Source organism: Pseudomonas siliginis (genome assembly GCF_024072275.1).
In the GTDB taxonomy this organism is placed as follows: Bacteria; Pseudomonadota; Gammaproteobacteria; order Pseudomonadales; family Pseudomonadaceae; genus Aquipseudomonas; species Aquipseudomonas siliginis.
This window is the reverse complement of sequence record NZ_CP099598.1, coordinates 1950489-1961947: the sequence shown is the minus strand read 5'-3', so window position 1 is coordinate 1961947 and position 11459 is coordinate 1950489. Positions and strand designations below refer to the sequence as shown.

Genomic DNA, 11459 nt, shown 5'->3' with positions numbered 1-11459 from the left:
AAGCTTCCTTCAATCCTCGACTACCCAGGTGTCCTTGGTCCCGCCGCCCTGGGAGGAGTTCACCACCAGGGAGCCTTCACGCAACGCGACACGGGTCAAACCGCCAGGCACCACACGGGTTTCGCGGCCGGACAGCACGAACGGACGCAAGTCGATATGGCGCGGCGCGATGCCGTTTTCGACAAAGGTCGGACAGGTCGACAGCGATAGTGTCGGTTGCGCAATGTAGGCATGGGGTTTGGCTTTGATGCGCTCGCGAAAGGCATCGATTTCCGCCGTCGTCGCGGCCGGTCCGACCAGCATCCCGTAACCGCCGGAGCCCTGGGTTTCCTTGACGACCAAATCCGCAAGATTGGCCAGTACGTGGGACAGCTCGGACGGGTTGCGGCATTGCCAAGTCGGCACGTTTTTCAGGATCGGCTCTTCGTCGAGGTAAAAACGGATCATGTCGGTGACAAACGGGTAAACCGATTTATCGTCCGCGACCCCGGTGCCGATGGCATTGGCCAGCACCACGTTGCCGGAGCGATAGGACGACAGCAGCCCCGGCACACCGAGCATCGAGTCCGGGTTGAACGCCAGCGGATCAAGGAATGCGTCGTCGAGGCGGCGATAGATCACGTCGACCGCTTTCGGGCCATCGGTGGTGCGCATGAACACCTTGTCGTCACGCACGAACAGATCTGCGCCTTCCACCAGTTCAACGCCCATTTCCCGCGCCAGAAACGCATGTTCGAAGAACGCGCTATTGAAGCGTCCCGGCGTCAACACCACCACGCTCGGGTTGTCGATCGGACTTGAGCTTTTCAGGGTATCAAGCAGCAGATTGGGATAGTGATCGATCGGGGCAATGCGCTGGGCGGAGAACAGTTCAGGGAACAGACGCATCATCATCTTGCGGTCTTCGAGCATGTAGCTGACGCCACTGGGTGTGCGCAGGTTGTCTTCGAGAACGTAATAAGTGCCATCGCCATCGCGCACCAGATCGACGCCGGAGATGTGCGAATAGATATCGCGGTGCAGATCCAGACCTTGCATCGCCAATTGGTATTGCTCGTTGGCCAGCACCTGTTCGGCGGGAATAATCCCGGCCTTGATGATGCGCTGCTCGTGGTAGAGGTCGGCGAGAAACATGTTCAACGCCTTGACCCGCTGGATGCAGCCGCGCTCGACAATCCGCCATTCACTGGCGGGGATGCTACGGGGAATGGTATCGAACGGAATCAGGCGCTCGGTGCCCTGCTCGTCGCCATAGAGCGTGAAGGTGATCCCGGCACGGTGAAACAACAGATCGGCCTCGCGGCGACGCTGCGCGAGCAGCTCGTCGGGCGTCTCGGCCAGCCAGCGGGCAAATTCCCGGTAATGCGGGCGGACCAGGCCGCCGGCATCGTACATCTCGTCAAAATAGGTGCGGATCATGCCGTACTCCTTGTCACTCCGGACATACAGGCCTTCGCAAGGCCCGTGCCATCGGCATAAACGCTTTGATTTCAATCGGTTGTAGATCCACGCCGAACGCTGCGCACCATTCCTGTGCGGCAAATGCCCCGGCCCGATTGCCCCCGCTTCATTGCGACGCACTGCATCGCCTATCACCAGCATAGTCAGAGTTGATTTCACTGCCCGGCCACGACTGCGGATAATCCGCGCATTCGCTGCAAAACTTCCCCGGCACGCCGCCGCGAAGGAGACAGCTCAACTGATCTGAACTGCCTTGGCAGCCCCGTCCCGACAGGACTTTATTGCATACCCGTCTTCCCTTTTAGCCACCCTCTCCGGTGGCTTTTTTTTGCCCGGGATTCTTGTTTCAGGGTTTTGCCACTGCGATATGCAGAAGCCAGAAACGACAACGGCCGACCCGAAGGTCAGCCGTTGCCCGACAAACAATGCGCAATATCAATTCAACCGGTAACGATTGCGCACCTCCTGCTTCACGCCCCAACCCTCGATAATGCCGCCCAGCGGTTCGACCACGGCAGAAAAGCCTTGCTCGAAATCGCCGATGTCGTCATAGGTTGCGTACATCACTTTGCTCAATTCCAGCGACCAGGCGCCGTCGTCGCGCGCACTGACCTGGGCATTGATGGATTCACCGCGAAATTTGCCTGCTGCCCTGCGCGCCCGCTCCTCGTCCGGGAAAATCGCGTAGAACTCGATGGGATGGAACCGGGAAAAATCGAAGCCGCCTTCTTTCATGCGGCGCAGAACGTTGCTGCTGATGTCTTCTTGATAGGCTGTGCTCATGAATCGTCCCCCTCGATTGATGGATAGACTTTCCGTATTCCCGCCCCGGGCCTTTTGGCCTAAGTACTACGGCAACGTGGTTGCGCGCGGGAAACAAGCATGTAGCTGACAAGACCAGACCTTAGCGATCCATTCGCTGATCTCGCTTGCAGAGTAGCCCCAAGAGAGCGCCGCTGCCAAGGCCTGGTTTACGAGATGACAGGAAGTGTTCAGACAGGGGTGATGCTGAGGATTTCGATGCCGTTCTGGGTCTTGAGGTTTTTCACCCCGGCATCGGCGGTGCGCCCTTCCAGATCGTTGAGATCCAGCTGGGCGGCGACCGGAAGAAGCCGCTCCTTGATCAGCCGCGCGGCTTCATCATCGGACGGGCATTCCTCACGTTCGAAGACTTCATCAACAATTTCGCCGTGATCATCCACGAAAGTGACTTTCCACTTTTGCATCAGTGCCTCCTCGATCAACCCGTAAATGGGCTTACCTCTATCTCGACTTTTTTCCGCGATAGTTGGTTCAAAAGGATTACAGCCGCCAACGGTGAAAATAACCATCCGATCGATAGGGCGGACTCTGTGGCGAGGGGATTTATCCCCGTTCGGCTGCGCAGCAGTCGTAATGCCGTCCATTGCGGTTTAACGGAGACACCGCGCAGGCCGGTTCACGGATGCTGCGCATCCCAACGGGGATAGATCCCCTCGCCACAAAAGCTCCCTTGCAGAGCGACTTCAGAGTGATCAGTCGTTGCTTGGCTTGTTGACCGCTTGCAGCACGTATTGCGGCAAGGCGAACGCGCCGATGTGGATTTCCGGATTGTAGTAACGGGTGACGATGCCGCTGCCGATGAAGCGCTGTTGCAGGGTTTCACGGCTGAGCTTGCGGTAGGCCGGGTTGGTCGAGCCCCAGGCGAAGGTCATCGAGCCGCCGATGTAGGTCGGCACGGCGGCCTGGTAGAAGTGCCAGTCCGGGAACAGGCTGCGCAGGCGACCGGCGGTGGTTTTGACTTCGTCGATTTGCATGAACGGCGTGCCGTTCTGAGTCACGAGGATGCCGCCTTCGTTCAGGCAGCGGTGGCACGCCTGGTAGAAGTTCTCCGAGAACAGCACTTCGCCCGGGCCGATCGGGTCGGTGGAGTCGGAGATGATCACGTCGAATTTTTCAGTGGTGGTGGCGACGAAACGCATGCCGTCATCGATCACCAGGTTCAGGCGCGGATCGTCGTAGGCTCCGGCGGAATGGTTCGGCAGGAATTCCTTGCACATGTCGACCACAGTGCCGTCGATTTCGACCATGGTGATGTGCTCGACGCCGGCGTGTTTGGTCACTTCGCGCAACATGCCGCCGTCACCGCCGCCAATGATCAGCACGCGCTTGGCGGTGCCGTGGGCAAGGATCGGCACGTGGGTGAGCATTTCGTGGTAGATGAATTCGTCGGCTTCGGTGGTCTGGATCACGCCGTCCAGCGCCATCACCCGGCCCATGCGCGGGTTCTGGAAGATCACCAGATGCTGGTGTTCGGTGCGCACTTCGTGCAGCAGTTTTTCCATGCGAAAACGCTGGCCGTAGCCTTCGTAGAGGGTTTCCAGGTACTCGCTGGTCTTGGTGACGGTCATGGTCAAGTGCTCCGATAAATGCGCGGGCGCCATCGTGGGGACGATTGCCCGGGAAAGGCGCGCATTCTACGTTGCCGAAGATGACAGGTCGAACCTCCAGTTGTTTTTTACCAGCGCAAACCACTGTGGGAGCGAGCCTGCTCGCGAAAGCGGAGTATCAGTTGCCGGTGATGGCGACTGACACAACGTCTTCGCGAGCAGGCTCGCTCCCACAGGGATGACCGTGTGATCGAAAATCAGCTCAGATCCGGACGTTACCCCGTGGCCCGGCAATAGCCCAGATGATCAGGCCCAGCACCGGCAGGAGGATGATCAGCAACACCCAGACGATTTTCATTCCGGTGGAGGCGCCGCTTTTCAGCACGTTGATGATGGCCCAGATATCGAGGGCAAGGATGATCAGGCCAATCAGACCGTTGAACGTGGAACCCATGGTGTCGCTCCAGAATAGTGGCATGCACTTTTAGGATAGACGGTCGCGCGCAGGGTTCCCTTTTATTGCGTTCAGACGTGAACAGCGACCTTCAAGGCTTCCAGTGCCGGCGCAGCGGCGATGCCGACCTCGGCGCACAACTCCAGCACGCGGGGCACGTCGTTGCCGTAGACCAGGACCATTTGCAATTCATCGTCGAGCAACTGGCTGAAGTTCATCAACGTGTAACCGCCGTTTTCCTTGTTCAGGCTGCTCATCTGCACCTGGATGCGGTTGAGTGCGGTCAGTGCTTCGGTCTTGGCCAGTTGTTTGGGCTTGAGGTTGAAATCCACGCCGGGGCCAAACGAAGCAACGATTTGTGCGAACAGATCGACATAGGTATCGGCCTGGAACAGCACAGTTTCCGGCAGGCTGCCGACCACTACCCACTCACCCAGCGGGATCGGGAATGTGTCGTCGTAGTTGATGTCCGGATTGGCGGCCAGAAAAGCATTGGCATCGGCGTAGGCCTGAGCGGCTTCGTCGGCCACTTTCAGGATCTCGTCCTCGCCCATGCAGCCGGAGCTGATTTTGCTGATGAGTTCGACGAGTGCGGCTTTCATGAGGGCGGATCCTGTAGTGACAGTAGAATTTCGGGCGCGAAGAATAGCGCAGAAAAGCAAAAGATCGCAGCCTTCGGCAGCTCCTACAGGTCCTGCGTTCACTTGGCGAACGCATCAAGTGTAGGAGCTGCCGCAGGCTGCGATCTTTTGATCGTTTATCAGGCCAACAACTTTTCCAGCTGCGCAGTGGTATCGACTGCACCCATGGTCCGCGCCGCATCCAGCGCGGTCACGCCATTGGCGTCCTTGGCTCTCGGGTCAGCACCCTGGCCGATCAGGTAATCGACGATTTCAACGCGGTTGAACATCGCCGCCATCATCAGCGCCGTGCGGCCGTCGAAGGAAGAACCTTCAATTTCGGCGCCCGCCTCGACCAGCGCCTTGACCACCGCCAGATCGCCTTTGAACGCAGCGCCGGCAATCGGGCTCTGGCCGTTGCCATTGCGCATTTCCGGATCGGCTTTGTGTTTAAGCAGAACCTTCACCGCATCAACATGGCCGTAGTAGCTGGCGAGCATCAACAGGGTGTCGCCCTTGCTGTTTTTCAGGTTCACCGGCAGTCCGGCGGAGACAAGGCGATCAAGCATCTCGGCATCACCGTCGCGCGCCTTGTTGAAAACCTGCTCGGTGAATTCGGCAGCTTCCTCAGGGGTCATCTGGCGGCTTTGGTCAGACATGTGGCACTCCATTTCGGTCTATCGGAAGCCGACAGTTTCCCGAGCGCGACGGTGCCTGTCACTCGGTTTTTTCCGAGCGTCCCGATAGCCACGCTCAATACCGATGTTTGCCTTGTTGAATTTCAGCGAGGATTTGCTCACTGACATGCACATAAGTTTCGCTGCCCGGCAGCCAGGCAAAGATCGGGTCATCGCCCGTGAGGCCGGGATCGAAGCCTTCTGTTTTCAGGCGAGTCTTCTGGTACTTGAACGTGCCGGTGGTTTCCATTTTCACTTTCACCCGCAGGAACAACGGCACGGCATAAGCCGGCATACGTTGCCGGACGAAACTCAGCAATTCAGCGAAATCCAGCGTGGCCAAGGATTCCGCAGGAGTGATGGCGGCCATTCCGGCGCGCCCGTTGGTGTTGGGGATTTCGACACCGTAGGCCACAGCTTCAGCAATCAATGGATGTTGCAGCAAGAGGTTTTCGACTTCGGTGGTCGACACGTTTTCACCCTTCCAGCGATACGTATCGCCGAGGCGATCAACAAATTGCGCGTGGCCGAAACCGATGTTGCGCAGCAGGTCGCCGGTGTTGAAAAAGCGATCGCCCTTGTTGAACACATCGTGCAATACGACGCGGGCGGTTTTCTGCGGATCGGTGTAACCGTCCAGCGGCGCTTTTTCGTCGATACGCGCCAGCAGCAGGCCTTGCTCGCCCTTGCCGACCTTGCGCATGAAACCATCTTCGCCGCGCAACGGCTCGCCACTGTCATGGTCGTAAGCGACCAGTTCCCAGGCCATCAGGGAAAACCCGACGGTGTTGTCGAAATTGAGGATGTTGGTGAAACCGATGTTGCCGTCGCTGGCCGCGTACAGCTCACAGATATGCTCCACCGCAAAACGTGATTTGAACTCGGCCCAAGCACCAGGACGCAGGCCATTGCCGATCATCTTGCGCACATCGTGACGGCTGTCATCGACGCTGACCGGTTGCTCGACCAGGTAGCGGCACAATTCGCCAACATAGCCGATGGTGGTCGCGCGATAGCGGCGCACGTCATTCCAGAACTGGCTGGCGCTGAATTTGCGGCGGATGGCGAAACCCGAGGCGCCGTTGATCGCCGATCCCCAACACACGCACAGACCTGTGGCGTGATACAGCGGCAAGGTGCAGTAAACGACATCATCCGGGCGCATATCGAGGGCGATCATGCCGAAGCTCGCCGAACTGCGCATCCACCGTCCGTGCTTGAAAACCCCGGCCTTGGGCAGACCGGTGGTGCCGGAGGTGTAGATGTAGAAACACGGATCGTCGAAGAATACTTGCGCGCTGCTCGGCGGGTTATCGCTGCTGGCGTCAGCACTGGCGCTGATCAGATTGACGTAATCCTCGGGCGCGATGCCCGGGTGGCTGTATGTGTCCTGATCAGCGACAAACCAGGTGCGGGGCGCTGCGATCGCTACCTGATCACGCACGCCGGCATAGGCAGCGGTCAGTTCTTCGCCGACCACGATGGCCACAGGCGCAACCAGATTGATGCTGTGAACAAGCGTGTCGCGCATCAATGAGGTGTTGAGCAGCGCACTGACCGCGCCGAGCTTGGCCAGCGCCAGGATTGTCACCAGTAATTCCGCACGGTTCTCGATGAACACCGCGACCACATCGCCCTTGCCGATGCCCTGCTCGCTCAGGTAATGCGCGATGCGATTGGCCCACTGATTGACCTGTGTATAGGTCAAGGCAACGTCGCCCTGCAACAACGCCGCACCATCGGGATTGCGCAGCGTCGCCTGCTCGAACGTCCAACCCAGGCCGCACGTTTGGGTCGGATCCGTGACGTTGGCCACCTTCATGCCTTTGACCACCCGGGGGATGGCCTTGGCGATCATCGGCAGTTTGCGGAGCATCATGCCCCAGGTAATCGTGTCGCTTGGTGCGTGACGCATGAAAGCTCCCCGTTCGATCTTGACGTGCAGACCGCTGTTCTTGTTATCGGGTAATGACTGCGACCGACGCGTTTACTCCGTGGGTCGAGAAGGAAAGTACGTCAGTGCTCGCGGGGCTGTACACGCGGTTTTTGCAATGATTTGTATCCCGTCGCGCCTACGGGGAACAGCGGATTCTGGTACGGACGTTTGGTTCCGTTGCATGGAGAAAAATCACGCAAAATGCAGGATGCACGATGGCCATTCATGCAGATTGCACGACGCCGGCAAAATGCACTACTTTCAACTTGTTGATTTTAAAGGGAATTTATTCGCATCAATACTGGCACAAACGCTGCAACTACCTCCGCATGCTTGCCATTCAAGTACATACGGAGCTGATGACATGAGCCTGATTCAAGAAAAATTTACATCGCTGTTCTCCAACTACGAAGTCAGCACTGCCCCACGTCCTGACGGTGGCATCCTGCTCACTCTGCGTAGCAGCGACGGCAAAGTCTTCAAACGCGCACTCTCGTATCAGCAACTGCATGCCGGCGACCAACTGTCGTGGGCGATCAGCGCGATCCGCCGTGACTTGGCCGAACAAGCCAGCGAGCTGCCGCAAATTGCGATGCTGCAGAGCCAGCAGCGTTTTGCTCTGCCGACCTATCACTCGCTGTAATTGGCTTAAAACAAAAACAGGCCGTGGAGCATGCGCTTCACGGCCTGTTTTTTGTGCGCATGATTTTTGTAGGAGCTGCGGTACGCTGCGATCTTTTGATCTTGATTTCATGCGTAAATCGAAAGATCGCAGCCTCGTTTCACTCGACAGCTCCTACAGGGATGCGTGCAATGGTCAGAACGCTTCCGGTTCGATCCCGGTAAAGCTGTCCACCGTCACGTGTCCTGCCAACTCCCCGCCTTCACGCGCCAGGCCACAGGTTTTCATGCCGGCTGACTGGGCAGCGTCGAGCTCTTCGACGATATCCGACAGGAACAGGATTTCATCGGCTTCAACACCCACCGCCTGCTGAATGTTGCGGTAGGACTGCGCCTCACGCTTCGGCCCCGATGTGGTGTCGAAATAGCCGCTGAACAGCGGTGTCAGATCCCCCGCTTCCGAGCAACCGAAAATCAGTTTCTGTGCCTGGATCGAGCCGGACGAGTAAACAAACAGTTGATAACCGGCCGCATGCCAACGTTGCAGCGCTTCAACGGCATCCGGATAAACATGCCCTTTCAACTGCCCGGCCTGATAGCCCTGCGCCCAGACCATGCCCTGCAACGCCTTGAGCGGCGTGGCTTTGCGGTCTTCAGCGATCCAGCTCAAGAGGATTTCAACAACCCGCTCGACATCGGCCTGCGGCTCATTGCTGTCTCGGCGCACGGCGTCGAGCTGTTCGGCGACATCGGCACGCGAAGCGGTCTGGCGCACAAAGTCGGGCAAATGTTCGGCGGCGTAGGGAAACAGCACGTCGAAGACGAAACTCACCGCGCTGGTGGTGCCTTCGATGTCGGTGAGGATGGCTTTGATCGACACGGTTTCAGTCCTCCAGACGCGGGAAACGACCGGCGATGTCTTCGCCGGTGAAATTGGCAACCCAGCCTTCCGGGTTGTTGAACAGACGAATCGCCACGAAATGCGGATGTTCGCCCATGTCGAACCAGTGCTTGGTGCCGGCCGGAACCGAGATCAGGTCGTTCTTTTCACAGAGCACGGCGTAGACGTAATCGTCGATATGCAGGGTAAACAAGCCACGACCGGCGACGAAAAATCGCACTTCGTCTTCGCCATGGCGGTGCTCTTCGAGGAACTTGGCGCGCAGCTCGGCTTTTTGCGGATGATCACTGTTGAGGCTGATCACATCGACCGTAATGTAACCGCGCTCGGTCATCAGTTTGTCGATCTGCTCTTTATAAGCGCTGATGACCTCTTCCTGACTGGCGCCGGGCTGAATCTTCGCGGCGGCCTGCCAGCGGTCGAAACGCACGCCCTGCTCGGCCAGCGTCGAGGCGATATCTTCGAAATGGGTCAGCACCTTATTGGGAATCTCAGGGCTGGAAACGTGATAAACGGACAGGCTGCTCATGGGCAATTCCTCGGTAGCGGCGGCGCCGTCCGGCTCTTGAAGACCGGTCGGGCGCCGCATGGCATCAGGCAAACAGGCTGTTTCAGATGAACTCAGCCTTGGCGGTTCATGACGCTGCGGGTTTTCAACTCGCATTCAAACAGGAATTCAAAAGCCTCGATCTGCCGCAGCGCGTCGCTCATCTGCGCGCCCCAGGTGTAGAGGCCATGACCACGAATCAGATAACCGACGCAATCAGGATGGGCGTCGAGCCAAGGCTGCACCTTGGCAGCGAGGCGCGCAATGTCCTGATCGTTGTCGAAAATCGGCACACGCACCCGTGATTCATGGGTGGAAATACCGCTGAAGGCTTTTTGCAGTTCGTAGTCTTCGAACTCGATGAAATCTTCCGGGGTCAGCCGCGACAGCACCGTGGCGTTCACCGAGTGGGTGTGCAACACCGCGCCGATTTCCGCGCGCCAGCGGTAGAGCTGGGTGTGCAACAAGGTTTCGGCGGAGGGTTTCTTGCCCGGCTCCAGGCTGTTGCCGGACAGATCGGTAGCGAGCACGTCATCCACACCCAACTGGCCCTTGTGCTTGCCCGATACGGTCAACAGCGCTTCGCTCGGCGACAGGCGTGTCGAATAGTTGCTGCTGGTGGCTGGCGACCAGCCACGGCCATATAGAAAACGCCCGGCGTCAACGATCTGCTGGGCGAGCTGTTCACGGCTAAGGCTCATGGCCTGTCCTCTTGCATACATGTGGCAATGATAACGGCAGCGGCAAGCGCTGCGAGACTGGCAATACTAAAGGTCAATGTTGCGCCGAGGGCATTCCAGCTGTAGCCGGAATACAGCGCGCCGAGCGCCCCGCCGGTGCCGGCCAGTGCCGCATACAGCGCCTGGCCCTGGCCTTGCTGGCGGGCGCCGAAACTACGTTGCACGAAAGCGATGGCAGCCGCATGAAAGCTGCCGAATGTCGCTGCATGCAACACCTGGGCGAACAACAACACCCAGAGAAACTCCGCAAACGAACCGAGCAGCACCCAACGCAACGCCGCCAGAAGGAAGCTCGCCAGCAGCACCCGGCGCAGGGAAAAGCGCGCCAGAATGCGGCTCATGGCCATGAACATCAGCACTTCCGCCACCACGCCCACGGCCCAGAGCATGCCGATGACGCCACGGCTGTAACCGAGGCGTTCAAGGTGCAAAGTCAGAAAGGTGTAATACGGCCCGTGGCTGACCTGCATCAGCGCGACGCAAGCATAAAACGCCAGCACGCCGGGATGACACAATTGCTTGAGGAAGCCCTCACCCGTCGGCCGATTGCCTTGCGCCGGCTGTGCATTCGGCACCCACAGGCTGCTGAGAACGATACCGGCCATGATCAGCACCAACGCCGCTGGGTAGATGTCCAGACTCAGCCATTCGAACAGCCGTCCCAGCACCACCACAGTGATGATGAAGCCGATCGAGCCCCACAGGCGAATCTGGCTGTAACGCGACGTTTGCCCCTGCAGATGCGCGAGGGTGATCACTTCGAACTGCGGCAGCACCGCGTGCCAGAAGAACGCATGCAGGGCCATGACCATCGCCAGCCAGGCGTAGGTCTGGCTGACGAAAATCAGCGAAAAGGTCAGCAACGTGCACACCGCACCAAAGCGCACGATGGCCAGACGCCTGCCGGTGTAATCGCCGAGCCAGCCCCAGATGTTCGGCGCCACGCAGCGCATCAGCATCGGAATCGCCACCAGCTCGCCGATGCGTGCGGCGCTGAAGCCGAGGTGATCGAAGTACAGCGCCAGAAATGGCGCTGTCGATCCGAGCAAGGCGAAATAGAACAGATAGAAACTGGACAGCCGCCAGTAAGGAAGCGCCGCCACGCCGGTTATGCCGCGACGGCTTTGAGCGCG

Annotated in this window: 13 protein-coding genes; 1 reads left to right on the top strand and 12 read right to left on the bottom strand. The window is 58.7% G+C overall.

All coding sequences use genetic code 11. The annotated features are described in order from the left end of the window. Positions 1-9 precede the first annotated feature (9 nt). The 8 genes from NF676_RS09335 to NF676_RS09300 all read right to left on the bottom strand — a co-directional run bounded on the left by NF676_RS09335 (position 10) and on the right by NF676_RS09300 (position 7496). Positions 10-1419, bottom strand: coding sequence for a circularly permuted type 2 ATP-grasp protein (locus tag NF676_RS09335; protein ID WP_056784066.1), 1410 nt, complete (start codon positions 1417-1419; stop codon positions 10-12). A gap of 477 nt (positions 1420-1896) precedes the next feature. Then, positions 1897-2244, bottom strand: a complete 348-nt coding sequence (locus NF676_RS09330) for a ribonuclease E inhibitor RraB (protein WP_003223226.1) — start codon at positions 2242-2244, stop codon at positions 1897-1899. Positions 2245-2453: 209 nt separating this feature from the next. Continuing rightward, positions 2454-2687 carry a hypothetical protein gene (locus tag NF676_RS09325; protein ID WP_236169486.1) on the bottom strand — a complete coding sequence of 78 codons (234 nt, stop codon included), beginning with the start codon at positions 2685-2687 and terminating at the stop codon, positions 2454-2456. Positions 2688-2975: 288 nt separating this feature from the next. Further along, positions 2976-3851, bottom strand: a complete 876-nt coding sequence (gene speE / locus NF676_RS09320) for a polyamine aminopropyltransferase (protein ID WP_016773785.1) — start codon at positions 3849-3851, stop codon at positions 2976-2978. A 241-nt stretch (positions 3852-4092) separates the two neighbouring features. Further along, positions 4093-4284, bottom strand: a complete 192-nt coding sequence (locus NF676_RS09315; protein ID WP_016773784.1) for a PLDc N-terminal domain-containing protein — start codon at positions 4282-4284, stop codon at positions 4093-4095. A 71-nt stretch (positions 4285-4355) separates the two neighbouring features. Further along, the gene (locus NF676_RS09310; RefSeq protein ID WP_056784060.1) at positions 4356-4886 is read right to left on the bottom strand and encodes a hypothetical protein; all 531 of its coding nucleotides are present in this window, start codon (positions 4884-4886) and stop codon (positions 4356-4358) included. Positions 4887-5044: 158 nt separating this feature from the next. Continuing rightward, a complete protein-coding gene (locus NF676_RS09305) occupies positions 5045-5563 on the bottom strand; it encodes an ankyrin repeat domain-containing protein (RefSeq protein ID WP_150741359.1) in 519 nt (172 codons plus the stop codon). A 94-nt stretch (positions 5564-5657) separates the two neighbouring features. Further along, positions 5658-7496, bottom strand: a complete 1839-nt coding sequence (locus NF676_RS09300; RefSeq protein WP_095180815.1) for a long-chain-acyl-CoA synthetase — start codon at positions 7494-7496, stop codon at positions 5658-5660. Between the two features lie 385 nt (positions 7497-7881). On the opposite strand from NF676_RS09300, the gene NF676_RS09295 reads away from it, so the two are divergent. Beyond that, the gene (locus NF676_RS09295) at positions 7882-8160 is read left to right on the top strand and encodes a DUF3509 domain-containing protein (RefSeq protein ID WP_016773780.1); all 279 of its coding nucleotides are present in this window, start codon (positions 7882-7884) and stop codon (positions 8158-8160) included. 174 nt (positions 8161-8334) lie between these two features. On the opposite strand, the gene mtnC is transcribed toward NF676_RS09295, so the two are convergent. The 4 genes from mtnC to NF676_RS09275 form a co-directional block, all read right to left on the bottom strand. Next, positions 8335-9018, bottom strand: coding sequence for an acireductone synthase (gene mtnC / locus NF676_RS09290; protein ID WP_236169483.1), 684 nt, complete (start codon positions 9016-9018; stop codon positions 8335-8337). 4 nt (positions 9019-9022) lie between these two features. Continuing rightward, positions 9023-9568 carry a 1,2-dihydroxy-3-keto-5-methylthiopentene dioxygenase gene (locus tag NF676_RS09285; RefSeq protein WP_038861971.1) on the bottom strand — a complete coding sequence of 182 codons (546 nt, stop codon included), beginning with the start codon at positions 9566-9568 and terminating at the stop codon, positions 9023-9025. Positions 9569-9660: 92 nt separating this feature from the next. After that, positions 9661-10287, bottom strand: a complete 627-nt coding sequence (locus tag NF676_RS09280; protein ID WP_095180814.1) for a methylthioribulose 1-phosphate dehydratase — start codon at positions 10285-10287, stop codon at positions 9661-9663. After that, positions 10284-11429: an MFS transporter gene (locus NF676_RS09275; protein ID WP_150638721.1), complete on the bottom strand. Its 1146-nt coding sequence runs from the start codon at positions 11427-11429 to the stop codon at positions 10284-10286. Before NF676_RS09275 ends, NF676_RS09280 begins: the two co-directional genes overlap by 4 nt. Positions 11430-11459 lie beyond the last annotated feature (30 nt).